Source organism: Nonomuraea cavernae, assembly GCF_014646355.1.
Lineage (GTDB): Bacteria > Actinomycetota > Actinomycetes > Streptosporangiales > Streptosporangiaceae > Nonomuraea > Nonomuraea cavernae.
Window position 1 is genome coordinate 165,697 of the sequence record NZ_BMNH01000003.1, and the last position, 17,616, is coordinate 183,312.

The 17,616-nt window shown below is 72.3% G+C and carries 14 protein-coding genes; 10 read left to right on the plus strand and 4 right to left on the minus strand.

The genetic code is table 11. From position 1 onward, the window contains the following. The first annotated feature begins 127 nt into the window (after window positions 1-127). The 5 genes from IEY82_RS07615 (at window position 128) to IEY82_RS07635 (ending at window position 7,301) form a co-directional block, all read left to right on the plus strand. Entirely contained in the window at window positions 128-2,236 is a 2,109-nt protein-coding gene (locus IEY82_RS07615) for a serine/threonine-protein kinase (RefSeq protein WP_189123296.1), read from the plus strand. A gap of 16 nt (window positions 2,237-2,252) precedes the next feature. Next, window positions 2,253-4,028 carry a serine/threonine-protein kinase gene (locus tag IEY82_RS07620; protein WP_189123297.1) on the plus strand — a complete coding sequence of 592 codons (1,776 nt, stop codon included), beginning with the start codon at window positions 2,253-2,255 and terminating at the stop codon, window positions 4,026-4,028. Between the two features lie 36 nt (window positions 4,029-4,064). After that, window positions 4,065-5,291 (plus strand): serine/threonine-protein kinase, encoded by a 1,227-nt coding sequence (locus IEY82_RS07625; protein ID WP_189123298.1) that lies wholly within the window; start codon window positions 4,065-4,067, stop codon window positions 5,289-5,291. Between the two features lie 257 nt (window positions 5,292-5,548). Beyond that, window positions 5,549-6,328, plus strand: a complete 780-nt coding sequence (locus tag IEY82_RS07630; protein WP_189123299.1) for an electron transfer flavoprotein subunit beta/FixA family protein — start codon at window positions 5,549-5,551, stop codon at window positions 6,326-6,328. A gap of 19 nt (window positions 6,329-6,347) precedes the next feature. Then, window positions 6,348-7,301: an electron transfer flavoprotein subunit alpha/FixB family protein gene (locus IEY82_RS07635; protein WP_189123300.1), complete on the plus strand. Its 954-nt coding sequence runs from the start codon at window positions 6,348-6,350 to the stop codon at window positions 7,299-7,301. A 160-nt stretch (window positions 7,302-7,461) separates the two neighbouring features. Here IEY82_RS07635 and IEY82_RS07640 read toward each other — a convergent pair whose 3' ends face one another. Together IEY82_RS07640 and IEY82_RS07645 are read right to left on the minus strand one after the other, a co-directional pair. Further along, a complete protein-coding gene (locus tag IEY82_RS07640) occupies window positions 7,462-8,655 on the minus strand; it encodes an MFS transporter (RefSeq protein WP_189123301.1) in 1,194 nt (397 codons plus the stop codon). A gap of 335 nt (window positions 8,656-8,990) precedes the next feature. After that, window positions 8,991-9,509, minus strand: a complete 519-nt coding sequence (locus IEY82_RS07645; protein ID WP_189123302.1) for a TetR/AcrR family transcriptional regulator — start codon at window positions 9,507-9,509, stop codon at window positions 8,991-8,993. A 53-nt stretch (window positions 9,510-9,562) separates the two neighbouring features. On the opposite strand from IEY82_RS07645, the gene IEY82_RS07650 reads away from it, so the two are divergent. Further along, window positions 9,563-10,726: a cysteine desulfurase family protein gene (locus IEY82_RS07650; RefSeq protein WP_225262379.1), complete on the plus strand. Its 1,164-nt coding sequence runs from the start codon at window positions 9,563-9,565 to the stop codon at window positions 10,724-10,726. On the opposite strand, the gene IEY82_RS07655 is transcribed toward IEY82_RS07650, so the two are convergent. After that, on the minus strand, window positions 10,719-11,771 hold the full coding sequence (locus IEY82_RS07655; protein ID WP_189123303.1) for a DUF695 domain-containing protein: 1,053 nt from the start codon (window positions 11,769-11,771) through the stop codon (window positions 10,719-10,721). The two genes, IEY82_RS07650 and IEY82_RS07655, sit on opposite strands and share 8 nt — an antisense overlap. Window positions 11,772-11,862: 91 nt before the next feature. Here IEY82_RS07655 and mnmA point away from each other — a divergent pair, with 91 nt between their 5' ends. Continuing rightward, entirely contained in the window at window positions 11,863-12,921 is a 1,059-nt protein-coding gene (gene mnmA, locus IEY82_RS07660) for a tRNA 2-thiouridine(34) synthase MnmA (RefSeq protein WP_189123304.1), read from the plus strand. A gap of 6 nt (window positions 12,922-12,927) precedes the next feature. Here mnmA and IEY82_RS07665 read toward each other — a convergent pair whose 3' ends face one another. Further along, the gene (locus tag IEY82_RS07665) at window positions 12,928-13,560 is read right to left on the minus strand and encodes an MBL fold metallo-hydrolase (protein ID WP_189123305.1); all 633 of its coding nucleotides are present in this window, start codon (window positions 13,558-13,560) and stop codon (window positions 12,928-12,930) included. Between the two features lie 23 nt (window positions 13,561-13,583). Between IEY82_RS07665 and IEY82_RS07670 the strand changes: the two genes are divergently transcribed. From IEY82_RS07670 to ligA, 3 genes are all read left to right on the plus strand, one after another. Further along, on the plus strand, window positions 13,584-14,591 hold the full coding sequence (locus IEY82_RS07670) for a methionine synthase (RefSeq protein WP_189123306.1): 1,008 nt from the start codon (window positions 13,584-13,586) through the stop codon (window positions 14,589-14,591). A gap of 13 nt (window positions 14,592-14,604) precedes the next feature. Further along, window positions 14,605-15,054: a hypothetical protein gene (locus IEY82_RS07675; protein WP_189123307.1), complete on the plus strand. Its 450-nt coding sequence runs from the start codon at window positions 14,605-14,607 to the stop codon at window positions 15,052-15,054. Between the two features lie 96 nt (window positions 15,055-15,150). Next, entirely contained in the window at window positions 15,151-17,334 is a 2,184-nt protein-coding gene (gene ligA, locus IEY82_RS07680) for an NAD-dependent DNA ligase LigA (RefSeq protein ID WP_189123308.1), read from the plus strand. Window positions 17,335-17,616 lie beyond the last annotated feature (282 nt).

Below are 17,616 nucleotides of genomic sequence, written 5' to 3' on the forward strand. Positions count from 1 at the left end.
AGTCGTGGCCAATTTGAGACCGTGGATCGGGAAACCGTTGAACCCGATCTGAACGTTGTACGAGTGGGAATGTGGCCTCATGGTTCATCTCGTGGGCGGGGATTAAGCCGATATGGTGCTTCATGCCATGAACGATGACCGACTCGGCCCTTACCGGCTGCTCAGGCGGCTCGGCGAAGGCGGCATGGGTGTCGTCCACCTGGCCGTCGACCCTCAGGGCCGGCAGGTGGCGGTCAAGGTCCTGCGCGCGGAGGTCGCCGGTGACGAGGTCGCCAGGCGGCGGCTCTCGCGCGAGGTCGAGACCATGCGCCGGGTCCGCAGCAAATACATCGCCGAGGTGCTCGACGCCGACGTGACGGGTCACCGCCCGTACATCGTCACGCGTTACGTCCCCGGACGTCCGCTCGACGAGATCATCAAGGACGACGGCCCGCTCGACCTCCCGGCGCTGGTCAAGATCGCGCATGGCGTGGCGACGGCGCTGGCCGCCGTCCACTCCGTCGGCGTCATCCACCGCGACCTCAAGCCGGGCAACGTGCTCATCCTCGACGGCGATCCCGTTCTCATCGACTTCGGCATCGCCCAGGCGGTCGACGCGACCCGGCTGACCCAGACCGGCATGTTCATCGGCACCCCCGGCTACCTCGCCCCCGAGATCATCGAGGGGCAGGAGGCCGGGCCCGAGGTCGACATCCACGCCTGGGCGGGCACCCTGCTCTACGCCGGCACCGGCCAGCCGCCCTTCGGCAAGGGCACGCTGGAGATGATCTTCTACAACATCACCGCGGGCAAGGCCGACGTCAGCGCGGCTCCCCTGGCCCTGCAGCCGCTGCTCAAGGCCGCCTTCCAGCGCAACCCGGCCAAGCGTCCCAAGGCGGCGGAGCTGGCCGAGCAGACCGCCCGGATGCTGCCCCAGCCGCAGAGCGGCGTGCCCGACGAGATCTCCACCGTGCCACGCCCCGACCGGCCCGAGCCGCCGGCGCCGCAGTCGCTCGTGGACAAGCCGGCCTACGACATCTCGACGCCGCCGATGACGCCGAGGCAGCTCGTCGACGGCCACGACGGGCGCTTCACGCCGCCGCCGCCCAGCCTGACCCCTCCGCAGAGCCTGCTCAACCAGGGCCCGCCCGTCTCCGACCAGCAGCGCCCGGCCCAGCCGGGTCCCGGCCAGGGGCCGCCGGACCAGCCGTACATCTCGCTGTTGCACGAGCAGAGCGGCGGCGATCCGTGGCCGACCCGCCGGGTCACGCCCGAGGAGCTGCGGCAGGTGCAGCGCGAGAGCGGCCCGTCGCAGCCGTGGCAGGTCCCGTCGCAGGTCAACAGCCACGGGCACCAGCCGCTCCCGCCGGAGGCCGACGTGCCCACCCGTCGGGTTCGACCTGACACGCCCGACTCGCCCGACGTGCCCACCCGTCGGGTACGACCCGACGCGCCCGACCCGCTCGACCTGCCCACCCGGCGCGTCCGGCCCGACCTGCCCGACTACGGCCGGGGCAACCCCGTGTCGCAGCAGCCCGCGCAGCGTCCGCTCCAGCAGCCGCCGCCTCCCTACATCCCGGCGCAGCCGCAGTATCCACCCGACCCGCGGACCAAGCGCGAGCCGTTCATCCCGGGCGTGCGCCCCGGGCAGACCCTGCAGCGGTCCAGGGCCTACGGGGTGGCGGGCGCGATGCTGCTGATCATCATGCTCGTCGCCGCGGTCATGGCGCCGATCCTGGTGGCCGTGCTGGCGATCCCCGTCGCGGTGCTGCTGCGCGCCGCCGACCTGGCCCAGACCGGCCTCAACGCGAGTCGCCCGACCGGCGCCGCGGCCCTCGACGTGGTGCGGGTGTTCGCCCACCCGCGGGCGCTGGCCAAGTCGGCCGGCATCACGCTCGCCCTGGTCCTCTACGCGCTCATCCTCGGCCTGCCGGTGACGCTGCTGCTCACCGTGGTCCTCGGCACCGACCCGTACAATGCTCTGGCCTGGGGGGCCGCGGTAGCGCTGTGGACCATCTGCGCGGGCCCGGGAGTGGAGGGGCCGGGCAGGCAGATGCGCAGAACGTTGTCATCGCTCGTACCCTCGAGAACAGGTGCGATGGTGCTCGCGGGAGTTCTGGCGGCGGTGGCCGCCCTCTCGCTGGTCTTCGCCTACGGCACGTTCGGGGACAACGCGAGGAGGGCCGTATGGACTCCGCTGGACGTCGGGCCTGTGGTGCAGCAACTCAACGGACTGAAGGGGGACACCGGGGGATGACGCGGGGAAGGTGGCGATGAGCACCGGCAACACCCAGGCGCCAGAACGGCTCGGCCCCTATCGCCTGGTCCGCAAGATCGGCGAGGGCGGCATGGGAGTCGTCCACCTCGGCCTCGACTCCGAGGGCCGCGAGGTCGCCGTCAAGGTGCTGCACCCACACGTCGCCGCCGACCTCAAGGCTCGCGACCGGCTGACGCGCGAGGTCGAGACCATGCGCCGGGTGCGCAGCCCGCACGTGGCCGAGGTGCTCGACGCCGAGCTCGTCGGCGGCCAGCCCTACGTCGTGACCCGCTTCGCCCCCGGCCGCACGCTCGAGGAGACCGTGCTGACCGACGGCACGCTGCAGGCGCGCGAGATCATCAGGCTGGCCCAGGGGCTGTGCCAGGCGCTGGTCGCGATCCACGCCGCGGAGGTGATCCACCGCGACTTCAAGCCGTCCAACGTCATGCTGGTCGACGGCGAGCCGCTGGTCATCGACTTCGGCATCGCGCACCTGGTCAACGCCACCCGGCTGACCCAGACGGGGATGTTCGTCGGCACGCCCGGCTACCTGGCGCCCGAGATCATCCGCGACTCGGAGATCACCCAGGCGGCCGACGTGCACGCGCTGGCCTCGACGGTGTTCTTCGCCGCGACGGGCGCGCCGCCGTTCGGCACCGGCACGTTCGAGGCGGTCTGCTTCAACATCATGGAAGGCCGCGCCCAGCTCGACAAGGCGCCGGCCTGGCTGCGCGGGTGGCTCTCCCGCGCGCTCGACGTCGAGCCGGCCGCCCGGCCCAGCGCCCAGGAGCTGCTCCGGATGGCCAGGGCGCTCGACCCGTCGGTCACCTCGTTCCACGAGACCCCGCCCGACGGCACCAAGAAGCTGCCGGCGCGGACCCGCGCCATGGAGACGTTCTCCGACCTGCTGCCGCCCGTCGAGTACGACCGGCCGAGGCCGCGGGAGGAACGGCCGCCGCCCTACGTCCCGGCGCCGATGCCGGCCCGGCCGCCCGCGCCACGCCCCGACCAGCGGGTCGCGGGCTACCCGGCGCCGCAGCCCGGCTACCGCCCGCCGCCCGCGCCGGCGCCGCAGGCCCGGCACCAGCCGGACGCCCGGCCGCGCCCCTACTCACCGCCGGCCGAGCGCAGGCGCTATCCGGCGGGCAGCCAGCTCATCGGCGCGCTGCTGCTGGTCACGCTGGTCGCGCTGACGGTCATGCTGCCCGTCGCGGTCGGCGCGGTGGCCGTCGCGCTGGCGCTGGTGCTGCGGGTGGGCGAATACCTCTTCGGCGATCTGGTCGAGCGCCGCAAGGTGCGCGGCAGCAGCGCGGCCGACCCGCTGCTCGCCCTGGTCGGCACCCCGTGGGCGCTGGTCAAGGCGTCGCTGGTGATGCTGGTGCACGTGCCGCTGTCGATCCTGTTCGGCGTGTGCGTGTGGGGCGTGCTGCGCTGGGGCGGAGGCATGAGCGTCAACGACGCCGCCGCCTGGGCCGCGGGCGCCTTCACCGCGGGGCTGTTCGTCCTGCCGGGCGGCGGCGCGCCGCGCAAGGCGGTGACCCGCACGCTGACGGGGGTCCTGCGCAGTCCCGGCGCCGCCACGGTCGCGTTGCTGAGCGTCGGCACCATCGCGCTGCTCGCGGTGATGTTCGCGATGGGCCAGGAGACGTCGTGGGTGCCCTGGCGGGCTCCCGAGTCCGCGATCAAGGAGCTGACCAGGACCGCCCAGGACAGCACGGTCGGGTTGATCACCGGCCTGATCGACGACCTGCTGCAGAGGGTGGGGCTGGGCTTCCTGTCACCCTGGTCCTGAGTGTCCGAGCGAGCTCCTGAGGGGAAACTAAGGGGTATGAGCGAGCGTCTCGGGCCCTATCAGTTGCTCTCCCGGCTGGGCGCGGGCGGTTTCGGCGAGGTGCACCTGGCGCTCGACCCTGAGGGGCGCACGGTCGCGGTCAAGGTGCTGCACCCGCACGTGGCGGCCGACGCCGGCGCGCTGGCCCGGCTGGCCCGCGAGGTGGAGACCATGCGCCGGGTCGAGGGGCCGCATGTGGCCGAGGTGCTCGACGCCTCGCTCGACGGGGCCAGCCCCTACCTGGTCACCCGCTACATCCAGGGCCGGCCGCTCAGCGTGGTCCCGGTGCCCGTGGCCGACCTGCGGCTGCTGGCCGCGGGGCTGGCCGACGCGCTGCTCGCCGTGCACGAGGCGGGCGTCGTGCACCGCGACCTCAAACCGGCCAACGTGATGATGACCGAGGGCGAGCCCGTGGTCATCGACTTCGGCATCGCCAGCGCGCTCGACTCGCTCTCCGTCACCGCCTCGGGAGCGGTGGTCGGCACCCCCGGCTACCTGGCGCCCGAGGTGCTGGAGGGCAGGGCGGCGGGCGCCGAGGCCGATGTGTTCTCCTTCGGCGCCACGCTGGCCTACGCGGCGACGGGGCGTCAGCCGTACGGGCTGGGGCCGGTGTCGGCGGTCGCCTACCGGGTCGTGCACCACGAGCCCGACCTGGAGGGCGCGCCGGAGTGGCTGGCGCCGCTGCTGCGCGAGTGCCTGGCCACCGATCCGGCCGCGCGGCCGACGGCCGCGCAGATCTGCGCCCGGCTGGGCGTCGCGCCGGCGCCGCGCGCCGGCCGCGCCTTACCTTCGCTCGCCGTCGCGCCGCCGCGCCGCCGGCGCGAGGACGTGCACCACCTGTCGACCCGCGAATGGCGGCCGGGTGACCAGCATCGCCGTTCGGTGGAGGAGTCGAGGGCGCGGCACCGCGAGAAGGTGCGCAGGCGCTGGGTGATCGGCTCGGGGCTGTTCGTCTCCCTGCTGGCCGCGGCCGCCTGGCAGCCGCTGCCCGAGGTGGCCCTCTTCCTGCTCGCGGGCTACGCGCTGGCGGTGGTGTGCGACGCGGGGGTGGCGCTCTTCTCCCACCGCCCGCACCGCACCGCCAGGGTGGTCGTCGACTTCGCGGGCATCGCCGGGGCGGCCGGGATCTGCCTCGGGCTCAGCGCGGTCTTCAGCACGTTCACGCTGGCGCTGTTCGCCGGCACGGCGCTGGTGGTGAGCGTGGTCTTCCTGCTGTCGGCCTGATCACGCGCGGCGAGGGGGGCGCTGGACGGGTGGCGGAATAAAGCTCGGTATGGTGTAAGCGGTGTCGCTCTGGCGCGGCCCGCGCAGCGTGTTCGCGCCTAAGCTACTCGTGAGTAATATGTTGGTGGGAGGCCCGTTGAGCTTTGACGCCACCCGCTGTCACTGACCTCACGGGGCACCTGGCACTCTGGACAGCATGCATCCGGCGTCCACCGAACGTGGTGGCGCACGCGAACACGGGAGGTCGGCCACCGGCCATGAACATCGTCGTCTGCGTGAAGCAGGTCCCCGATACGGCGACCGAGCGTAAGCTGCGGTCCGATGACAAGACGCTCGACCGCGACGCCGTGGACGGCGTGGTCAACGAGCTTGACGAGTACGCGGTCGAGGAGGCCCTGAAGCTCAAGGAGGCCCACGGTGGTGAGGTGACCGTCCTCTCCATGGGGCCGGGCCGGGCCACCGAGACCATCCGCAAGGCCCTGGCCATGGGCGCCGACAAGGCGGTGCACCTCAGCGACGAGGCTCTACACGGCTCCGACGCGCTGTCCACCTCCTACGCGATGGCCCAGGTGCTGAAGAAGATCGGGTTCGACCTGGTCATCCTCGGTTCTGAGTCCACCGACGCCCGCACCGGCGTGCTGCCGGCGATGCTGGCCGAGCGGCTCGGCGCCCCGCAGCTCACGCTGGTCAACAAGGTCGACGTCGACGGCTCCTCGATCAGCGTCCAGCGCCTGACCGACTACGGGTTCGACAAGGTCGAGGCCACGCTGCCCGCGATCGTCTCCGTGGTGGAGAAGATCAACGAGCCGCGCTACCCGTCCTTCAAGGGCATCATGGCGGCCAAGAAGAAGCCGGTCGAGACGCTGGCCATCGCCGACGCCGAGATCGCGGCCGACCAGGTGGGCCTCGGCGCCGCCTGGTCCGAGGTCGTCGACTTCGCCGCGGCCCCGCCGCGTGCCGCCGGCACGATCGTCAAGGACGAGGGCGACGGTGGCGCCAAGGCCGCCGACTTCCTCGCCGCCAAGAAGTTCATCTGAGAACGGGGGTTTTGCTGATATGTCGGAGATTCTCGTTCTCGTCGAGCATGTCGACGGCGAGGTCAAGAAAGTCACTCTCGAACTGCTGACCCTGGCGCGCTCGCTCGGCACGCCGGCCGCGGTCTGGGCCGGTCCCGGCATCACCGGTGACGCCAAGGCCAGGCTGGCCGAGTACGGCGCCGAGAAGATCTACGTGGCCGGCTCCGAGGAGATCGTCGGCTACGTGGTCGCGCCCAAGGCCGAGCTGCTGGCTCAGCTCGTGGCGGCCAAGTCGCCCGCCGCAGTGCTCGTGGCGGCCACGGCCGAGGGCAAGGAGATCGCCGGCCGCCTCGCGGTCAAGACCGACTCCGGCGTCATCACCGACGCCGTGGGCCTCGGCGAGGGCTTCGTCGCCGACCAGTCCATCTTCGGCGGCGGCGTCAACGTCCAGTCCAAGGTGCGCAAGGGCACGCCCATCGTCGCCGTCCGTCCCAACTCCACGGCTCCCGAGGCCGCCGCGGGCGCGGGCGCCGAGGAGGAGGTGTCCGTCTCGCTGAGCGACGGCGCGAAGGCGGCGAAGATCGTCGAGCGCGTCAAGCAGGAGAAGGGCGCCCGCCCCGAGCTGACCGAGGCCGCCATCGTGGTCTCCGGCGGGCGCGGCGTCGGCTCGGCCGAGAACTTCTCGGTCATCGAGGGCCTGGCCGACTCGCTCGGCGCGGCCGTGGGCGCCTCCCGGGCCGCCACCGACGCCGGCTGGTACCCCCATCAGTTCCAGGTGGGCCAGACGGGCAAGACGGTGTCGCCGCAGCTCTACATCGCCGCGGGCATCTCGGGCGCCATCCAGCACCGGGCCGGCATGCAGACCGCGAAGACCATCGTCGCGATCAACAAGGACCCCGAGGCACCGATCTTCGAGCTCGCCGACTACGGCGTCGTGGGCGACCTGCACCAGGTCGTGCCGCAGCTCACCGAAGAGGTCGACAAGCGTAAGTAGTTCGACGCGGTTCATCCCGCGACGGCGTCGCACTCCTCCGGTGCGGCGCCGTTCGCGTTCGCGGCTCCCGGTGCCTTCCGCGCGGCCTCCGCGTCCGTCCGCGCGTCCGTCCGCGCGTCCGTCCGCGTGTCCGTCCGCGCGTGCGCCCGGGTGTCCGCCGTCAGGCGGCGATCTCGGCGGGTTCCCGGTCCCGTGGCGGCAGTACGGTGATCGTCGCGGGCTCCGTACGCGGCAGGAAGCGAGCCGCGACCGTGATCAGCAGGCCCAGGACGACCGTGATGCCGAGCGCGGTGCGCAGCGAGGTGACGTCCGACAGGAAGCCGATCACCACCGGGCCCAGCAGCAGGCCCGCGTAGCCCATCGCGCCCGCCTGGGCGATCGCCGGGCCGGGGTTGTCGGTGGCGGTGCCCGCGAGCGACAGCGTCATCGGCGAGATCGTCGCGACGCCCAGACCGACGAAGAACATCGCGAACACCGCCACCAGCGGCGCGGGCGCGGCCAGCACGACCAGGAAGAACCCGGCCGTGGCCAGCCCGGAGACGGTCAGCATCCCGCGCACCCCGAACCTCGACCGCAGCCGGTCACCGGTGACCCGGGCGACGAGCATGCCGGCCTCGAAGACCGGGTAGCCGAGCGCCGCCAGCGCCTCCGGCGCGCCCAGCTCGTCGCGCATGAACAGGCCGTTCCAGTCGGCGACCGTGCCCTCGACCATGAAGGCGAAGAACATCAGCGCGCCGAGCAGGTACACGATCGGCGGCATGCGCCGGCGGGCGGCCGTCGCGGCCCGCGGCGCCGGGGCCTCGGGCAGGTACGCGCGGCCGATGAGGACCATCGCCGGCAGGGAGACCAGCCCGATCAGCGCCACGTTCGCGGTGAACGACAGGCCCAGGGCGATCGACACGCTGCCCAGCGCGCCGGCGGCGATGGCGCCGACGCACCAGCCCGCGTGCATGCCGTTCATCAGCGGGCGCCCGTAGGCGCGCTCGACGGTGGAGCCCTGGGCGTTCATCGCGATGTCCACCACGCCGAACGCCATGCCGAAGAACGCCGCGGCGACCAGCAGCAGCGGCAGGTTCGGCGCGAACGCCACGCCCACCAGGCCCAGCGCGGTCAGCGGGCCGCCGACCCGCAGGACGGCCTTGCTGCCCGCGCGGGCCATGATCCGCCGCATGGACTGCATGGTCACCAGCGCGCCGAGGCCCCACGCCAGCAGGATGATCCCGATGGATGATTCGGACAGGCCCAGCTTGTCGCTCAACGCCGGGATGCGCACCGTCATCGTGCCCACCATCAGGCCGGACATCACGAAGGTAAGAATCGCCCCGTAACGGGCAATTCGCAGGTCGCGCGCCATCAGTCGTACCTTTCACGTTCAGAGTCTTCAGAGAGATCACGCGCCAAGGGGCGCGGCAAGTCGGCTCGCCGCCCGGCCCGCGCGCGGCGGCGGGCCATGCGTGTCCGGTGGGAGGTGGGTCGGGCACGCTTTCGGGAACGCGGCTTCCGGGGCGTCCTGGCGGGTCCGGTGGGCGGGCTCGCGGAAGCGCCTCGGCCGCCCGGCGCGTTCACCCGCCCCCGTCGTTCACCTGCCCGGCGCGTTCACCCGGCCGCGCGTATGCCCGGCCGGGTGTGGTGGCTCGGGCGGGAGGCCGTACTGTGCCCGAGTGATGTCGGTCACTTGGAACGGCTGCGCTAGGGCATGGCCTCGGGTTTGAGGAGGCTTCTCAGCCGTGCCTCCAGGGCCACGAGATCGTCCTCGGTGTTGAGGTCGGGGTCGTGGCTGGACACGTCCCAGAGCCCCTCGCAGGCCAGCCGGACGACCTGCGAGGCCAGCCGGTCGGGCTCCTCGTCGAGGCCCTCGCGATGCCAGCGGGCCATCGCCTCGCGCAGCGGGGCGAGCAGGTAGATGTTGCCCGACGCGCCGGTGACGACGGCCCATCTTCGGAGCCGGCCGGAGCGCACGGCGGCCAGGGTGGCGCCGAGGTAGCGCTCGGTGTAGGTGTCGTCGGGCTGCGCGGCCATGAGCTGGTCGAAGTCGTCGATGAGCCGCTCGACCATGGCCTTGATCAGGGCTTCTTTGCTGTTGAAGTGGTAGAGAAGGCCGCCCTTGCTCACGCCGGCCCGGTCGGCCACGGCCGCCAGGGTGAGCGCCGCCGAGCCCTGGTCGCAGAGGATCTCCTCGGCGGCGTCCAGCAGCTCGTCCCTTCTCATACCTCGACTGTACCGTCCGGACGGTACAGTCGCAAACGAGATACCCTGACCACGTGAGCAGACCGTCGGCCTATCTTGATCACGCGGCGACCACGCCCATGCTTCCCGAGGCGATCGAGGCCATGACGGAGCAACTCGGACGGGTCGGCAACGCGTCCTCGCTGCACGCGGCGGGGCGGCAGGTGCGCAGAGTCGTCGAAGAGGCTCGCGAGACCATCGCCGACGCGCTCGGCGCCCGGCCCAGCGAGGTGGTGTTCACCTCGGGCGGCACCGAGGCCGACAACCTCGCCGTCAAGGGCCTCTACTGGGCGCGCGCGCCCCGCGCGCGCCTGCTGATCAGCTCCATCGAGCACCACGCCACGCTCGACCCCGCCCACTGGCTGGCCGACGGTCAGGGCGCGCGGGTCGAGCTGCTGGAGGTCGACGAGCTCGGCCGGGTGCATCCCGACACGCTGCGCGCGGCCATCGAGGCCGACCCCGGCGGCGTCGCCATGGTCAGCGTCATGTGGGCCAACAACGAGGTCGGCACCGTCCAGCCGGTGCACGCCCTGGCGGCGGTCGCCCACGAGCACGGCATCCCGTTCCACTCCGACGCGGTGCAGGCGGTCGGCCAGCTCCCGGTGTCGTTCGCCGACTCGGGCGCCGACGCGCTCACCGTGACCGGCCACAAGATCGGCGGCCCGATGGGGGTGGGAGCGCTGCTGCTGGCCAGGGGCCTGACCCCGGTCTCCGTGCAGCACGGCGGCGGTCAGGAGCGCGACGTGCGCTCCGGCACGCTCGACGCGCCCGCCATCGCCGGGCTGGCCGCCGCGGTGCGCGTCGCCGTCAAGGAGCAGGAGGAGCAGGGCCGCCGCCTGACGACCCTGCGCGACGAGCTCATCCAACGCGTACGCCAGGCCGTGCCCGGCGTGGTGCTCAACGGCGACCCGGTCGACCGGCTGCCCGGCAACGCCCACTTCTCCTTCCCCGGCTGCGAGGGCGACGCGCTGCTCATGCTGCTCGACGCCAAGGGCGTGGAGTGCTCGACCGGCTCCGCCTGCTCCGCCGGGGTGGCGCAGCCGTCACACGTGCTGCTGGCCATGGGCGCCGAGGCGGCCGCGGCCAGGGGCTCGCTCAGGTTCACGCTCGGCCACACCTCGACTCGCGACGACGTCGACCGCCTCATCGAGGTGCTGCCGGCGGTCGTCGAGCGGGCCCGCCGGGCCGGGCTCAGCTGACGAACGGCACCACCGCGGTCCAGGCGGGGTCGGCCGACACGTCCACGCGTGGCTCGCCCTCCTCCCAGCTCACGATCAGCTCCTTGGCGTGCAGGGCGGCGTCTCCGGTCGGATCGGCGTACACGTGGATGATCCGATGGCCCTCGGCGCTCAGGTGGGCGGCCAGCACGGCGTCGTCGCGCAGCTTGAGCAGCCGGGTGGCGAGCCGTTCCTCGAAGTCGCGGAGCGCGGTCAGCGACTCGCCGACGGGCAGGCCGTTCTCGTCGCGGTGGGAGTAGGGCAGCGTGATCGCGATGTGCTGGTCGAACAACGGGTAGTCGACCGGCCGCAGCGGATAGCGGGTGGTGGCGATGAGCGGCGCGCCGCCGGCCGTCTGGCCCTCCAGCAACGCCCACTGCTCCTCGCCGTAGCCCGAGGCCAGGTCGGCGACCACCGCCGGCAGGTGCGTCGCGGCGACGGAGTCGATCGGCTCGAACGTGGCCGGGGTGATCTCCCCGACCCAGCGGGCCACGTCGTCCTCGCCGAGCAGCCAGTCGAGCGCGAGCAGCGTGGCCTCCATCCGGTCGTCGGCGCCGAGCTCGCCGAAGATCGGATGGTAGGCGGCCACGTCGACCCGAGGTGTGCTCCTCGGCACCCGCAGGCCCAGCACGAGCCCGTCCAGACCGAACGAGTGACCCCCCACGTCGAGCGTGAGCTCCAGCGCTCTCGCGTTGGCCTGCCGCGACGGGTGGAACTCCCACAGCAGGTCGGCGGGCGGCGCCGCCCTGGCCCAGCGGTGGGCCAGGGAACGCAGCTCGGCGTCGCCGGCGGCGGTCACCACCAGCGCGTGCGCCGCGTTCCTGCCGGGAGCCACCTCCCAGACGAGGTCCGGATGGACCGCGCTCACCGCCGGAGCGAGCCACTCCGCCAACCCGTCGGTGTCGCCGGCGGCCACCATCGAGTCGAGCCGCGGTCTGGCCTCCTGCCACCAGGTCCAGAAGCCCGCGATGCCGTTGTCCGGCTCTCCGGCCGGTGTGTTTTCTGCCTTGCGCCCGAACAGTCGCATAACCAGGAATCCTTCCAGATCCGGAGCCCCCACGTGCCCCGGCGGCCGCCGCGCGAAGCGCACCCGAACGGGACAGTACTCTGGAACGGTCATGGGAATGCGTGTGCTTGCCGCCATGTCGGGCGGCGTCGACTCAGCCGTGGCCGCTGCCCGCGTCGCCGAGGCCGGCCACGACGTCACCGGCGTGCATCTGGCCCTGTCGGCCAACCCCCAATCCCACCGCACCGGGGCCCGGGGCTGCTGCACCGTCGAAGACTCGCGAGACGCGCGGCGCGCCGCCGACGTGATCGGCATCCCCTTCTACATCTGGGACATGGCCGAGCGCTTCCAGCGCGACGTGATCGAGGACTTCGTCGCCGAATACGCCGCCGGCCGCACGCCCAACCCGTGCCTGCGGTGCAACGAGAAGATCAAGTTCGCGGCGGTGCTCGACCGCGCCCTGGCGCTCGGGTTCGACGCCGTGGCGACCGGTCACCACGCCAGGCTGCTCGACGGCGTCCTGTCCAGGAGCGTCGACCCGGGCAAGGACCAGTCCTACGTGCTGGGCGTGCTCACCCGCGAGCAGCTCAGCCACGCGCTCTTCCCGCTGGGCGACTCGACCAAGGCCGAGGTGCGCGAGGAGGCCGCCCGTCGTGGCCTGACCGTGGCCGACAAGCCCGACAGCCACGACATCTGCTTCATCGCCGACGGCGACACACGCGGCTTCCTGGCCGGACGGCTCGGCTCGGCCGAGGGGCGCATCCTCGACGAGTCCGGCGAGGTCGTCGGCAGCCACCAGGGCGCCCACGGGTTCACCGTCGGCCAGCGCAAGGGCCTGCGCATCGACCGGCCCGCCGCCGACGGCCGGCCGCGCTACGTGCTGTCGATCGAGCCGGTGTCCAACACGGTCACCGTCGGGCCCCGCTCGGCGCTGGAGGTCACCTCCATCACCTGCCTGCGTCCGGTGTGGAACGGGCCGTCCGTCCTCGACGACCTCACCGTGCAGTTGCGCGCCCACGGCGAGGTCTACGGGTGCCGGTTCGAGGAGGCGGGCGGGGAGCTGCGCATCGAGCTCGACCGGCCCGCCACCGGGGTGGCCGCGGGGCAGGCGGCGGTGCTCTACTCGGGCTCGACCGTCATCGGCTCCGCCACGATCGCCCACGCCGCCTGACCGGCGTCAGGTCAGGGTGATCGAGTCGCCGACGGCCAGCCTGCGCATGTCGGCGCGCTGGTGGTCGGACTCGAGCTTGAGCCAGGTGTCGACGAGCGACAGCCCGATGTCGTTCAGCAGCCCGTCATGAGTGGAGAAGGCCCTGCCCGGGCGGATCGTACGGAGATAGTCGACCATCTCCAGCAGCTTGAGCCATGGCGCGTTGGTGGGCACCAGGAGCGTCGGCACTCTCCGGTCGGGCACCGTGAGCGCGTCGCCGGGGTAGAAGACCTCGTCGTCGAACATGAACCCGATGTTCTGCACGATGGACATGTCGGGGTGGTTCTTGGCGTGCCACTCGCCGTAGACCCGGACCGCGAACCCGGCCGCCTCGAACTCGTCGCCGTGCTCCACCACCTGGATCTTGGCCGGAACACCGGCCAGCTGGGCGGCGACCGCCTCGCAGGTCCACACCTCCAGGCCGGCCGGAGCCGACCTCAGGCGCTCGACGTCGACGTGGTCGAAGTGCTCGTGGGTGATGAGCACCGCGTCGGCGCCGTCGAGCACGGGGCCGTCACTGAACGCCCCGGGGTCGAGCACCAGGACCTTGTCATCCTTCTCCAGCCGCACGCACGCGTGGCCGTACTTCGTGAGCTTCATCTTGGAGAGCCTACGCTTGACCCATGTTGACGTGGGAGGCCACCGGGGTCGGTTCGCACCCGGGGCAGGATCATCTCGAGGCCGCTCGGCTGGTGTTCGGTGAGGTGCCGGGGCTGCCGTACCTTCCGGAGCTGCCTGGGAGGGGCGTCGGGGCCGACCTGGTGGGCAGGACGGCGGCGCTGCTCGTGGATCTGTACGCGGAGGTGCAGCCGTCCGGCTGGCGGCTGGCCGACCGGCCCGGTCGTGATCACCAGCGGGCCGCCGACCACCTCCGGCGCGACCTCGACGGGCTTGAGGAGGCCGGCCACGCCTACACCGGCCCGCTCAAGCTGCAGGTGTGCGGCCCGTGGACGCTGGCGGCCGGCATCGAGCTGCGCCACGGCGACAAGATGCTCTCCGACCAGGGGGCCGTCCGCGATCTGATCGCCTCGCTGGAGCAGGGGGTGCGCGAGCACGTCGACGAGGTGCGCAGGCGGCTGCCCGGCGTCACCGAGATCGTGCTGCAGCTCGACGAGCCCGGCCTGCCGGGCGTGCTGGCCGGGACCGTGCCGACCGCGTCGGGCTTCGGCCGGCTGGCCGCCGTCGAGGGGTGGCGGGTGGCGGAGTCGCTGCGCCTGTTCGCCGAGCCGATCGTGCACTGCTGCGCGCCGTCGGTGCCCTACGACCTGCTCCGTACGAGCGGGGTGCGTGGTGTCTCGGTGGACGCCTCGCTGCTGCGGCGCAGGGACGAGGACGCCGTGGGCGAGGCTCTGGAGGCGGGGCTGCTGTTGTTCCTGGGCGTGGTGCCGGGCACCGACACCCGCCTGCCGGACGTGGGCGTCGTCGCCAAGCCGGCGCTGGAGCTGTGGCGGCGGCTCGGGTTCGCGCCCGAACGCCTCACCGAGCAGGTCGTGCTCACCCCGGCCTGCGGGCTGGCCGGAGCCTCGCCGCGCTACGCCAGGGCCGCCCTGGCCGCCTGCCGGAAGGCCGCCCACGTGCTCAGAGACGACCCTGCCGAAGGGCGAGTCGCGGGCGAGCGGCAGGCCGGATGAGTAGCCTCCTCACATGAGTCTTCGCACTTCAGGGGCGGTCGTCACCCTGCTCGTCGGGTCCGTGTCGGTCGCCGCTCCCGCCGAGGCCCGCGCCTCGGCTCCCGTTCCGGCCGTGGCCGCGGCCAACCCCGTGGTCTGGAGCTGGGGCTCGATCCGCTCCGCCGACCGGGCCGGTCTGGCGAGGGGCAAGGTCGTCCAGGACCGGCCGGGGTTCGTCGTCAACGGCAAGCTGTACGACCTGCCGGGGCGGGCGGGCTGCTCGTGGCTGCAGCTGCGCTGGGTCAAGGAGGACGGGAGCAAGGGGGCCAAGACCTACGGCAACTGCTCCGAAAGCAGGCCGGCGGCGTTCTCTGTCGGGGTGGGATACGTGGTCTCGATCGAGGGCAGGGTGTGCCGCGGCACCTCCGACCAGATCACCGGCGCCTGCTCGTCCTGGGAGGGGGTCTGGGCCCGGGGCGGCTGACCGAAACTCCTTCTTCCATACGCCGCCACCAGGGGTGTTCTTGTCGGTGCTCGGCGATAGCGTTCTCTCAGGGTGTGCGAAGGAAGGAGACCCCGGGTGAGCGAGCCAAGCGTCGAGGGCGTCCCGGTGACCGCGCTGAAGCGGCATGCCGAGTTGAGCGAGCTGGTCGAGGACGCTCGCTGGCGCTACTACGTGCTCGACCAGCCGACGGTCAGCGACGCGCAGTTCGACGCCTGGTTCCACGAGTTGCTGGCGCTGGAGGAGGCGCATCCGTCGCTCCAGACGCCCGACTCGCCGACGCAGAAGGTGGGGGCGCCGGTCGCGGGCGAGTTCGCCAAGGTCGACCATCTGGCCCGGATGGAGAGCCTCGACAACGCGTTCAACGAGGCCGACATGGCCGGCTGGCAGGTCCGGGCCGAGCGGCTCGCCGAGGGCGATCCCGGCCCCTACCTGGTCGAGCTCAAGATCGACGGCCTGGCGATCGCGATCGTCTATCGCGACGGCCGGCTGGAGCGCGCCGCGACCAGGGGCGACGGCCGCACGGGTGACGACGTGACGCCCAACGTCCGCACCATCAAGGGCGTGCCCCACCGGTTGCGCGGTGACGACATCCCGAGCCTGGTCGAGGTGCGCGGCGAGGTCTACATCCCGGTCGAGGACTTCAAGAAGCTCAACGAGCAGCTGGTCGAGCAGGGCAAGGCGCCCTTCGCCAACCCGCGCAACTCCGCCGCCGGCACCCTGCGGCAGAAGGATCCGCGCATCACCGCTCAGCGTCCGCTGCGCATGATCGTGCACGGCGTCGGCGTCTGGGAGGGCGCGACCGAGCCACGCGCGCAGTCGGAGGTCTACGAGCGGCTGCGCGAGTTCGGTCTGCCGGTCAGCGACCTCTACCGGGTGGTCGGCGACCTCACCGAGGTCAAGGACTTCATCGAGCACTACCGGGTGCACCGCCACGATCCGCCCTACGAGATCGACGGCGTGGTGGTCAAGGTCGACGACTTCCGCACGCAGCGCGAGCTCGGCTCCACCTCGCGGGCTCCGCGCTGGGCGATCGCCTACAAATATCCGCCCGAAGAGGTCAACACCAAGCTGCTCGACATCCAGGTGGGCGTCGGCCGCACCGGCCGGGTCACGCCGTACGCGGTGCTGGAGGCCGTGTCCGTCGCCGGCTCGACGGTCGAGCGGGCCACCCTGCACAACGCCGCCGTCGTGGTCAAGAAGGGCGTGCTGATCGGCGACACGGTCGTGCTGCGCAAGGCGGGCGACGTCATCCCGGAGATCGTCGGGCCCGTCACGCCGCTGCGCGACGGCTCCGAGCGCGAGTTCGTCATGCCGACCCACTGTCCCGAGTGCGGCACGGAGCTGGCCTACGAGAAGGAGGGCGACGCCGACCTGCGCTGCCCCAACGCCCGCGGCTGCCCGGCGCAGATCCGCGAGCGTCTCTACTTCGCGGCCGGGCGCTACGCGCTCGACATCGCCGGCCTCGGCTACGTCGCGGCCACCGCGCTCACCCAGCCGCTCCCGCCGCAGGAGCCCGTCGTGCGCACCGAGGCCGACCTGTTCGACCTGACCCTCGACCAGCTCATCCCGATCAGGTCGGTGGTCCGCGACATGGACACCGGCCTGCCCAAGATCGACCCGAAGACGGGCGAGCAGAAGGTCGTCTCCTTCTTCTCCAACCTCAACGGCCAGCCCTCGCAGAACGCCCTCGGCCTCATGCAGGAGCTGCGCGAGGCCAGGGAGGTGCCGCTCTGGCGCGTCCTGGTGGCCCTGTCCATCCGGCACATCGGCCCGCCGACGGCCCGCGCCCTGGCCGACGCCATGCGCTCGATCGACACGATCATGGACGCCTCCGAGGAGGAGCTGGCGGCCGTCGAGGGCATCGGGCCCCGGGTGGCGGCGACGATCCGCGAGTGGTTCGCGGTCGACTGGCACCGCGAGATCATCGCCCGCTGGCGGGCGGCCGGCGTGCGGATGGAGGACGAGCCCGCCCCGGCCAAGGGGCCCCAGACCCTTGAGGGCCTCACGTTCGTGGTGACGGGCACGCTGTCCGGCTACACCCGCGACCAGGCGGCCGAGGCGCTGACCGGCCGGGGCGGCAAGGTCGCCTCCTCGGTCTCGAAGAAGACCTCGTTCGTGGTGGCGGGAGAGAACGCCGGCTCCAAGTACGACAAGGCCGTGACCCTGGGAGTGCCGATCCTCGACGAGGCCGGGTTCGAGGTGCTCCTCAACGAGGGGCCCGAGGCCGCCTCGCAAGCGGCCGCCCCGCCCGAAACCTGAGCCGGGCTCCGGTCCTGCTTCCGCCCGTCCGGTCTGGTGTCGGTTGCGCGCTCGATCCCGGTTCCGGGGGCGGTTGCCGGTCGCCGCACCGGTCGCCGCCACGGTCGCCGCCACGGTCATCGCCGCCGTTGTCGCCCGTTGTCCGTCGTCCCGTTCGGCCGGGTCGCCCGTGCTGTGCGGGGTCTTGGGGCGCTTCGCAGCGAATGCGAGGAAAGTCACCCGTCCACGTACAGAGCGTCGATATGCTGTCTACAGAGGGTTGTTTCTGGGCATATGTCCGAA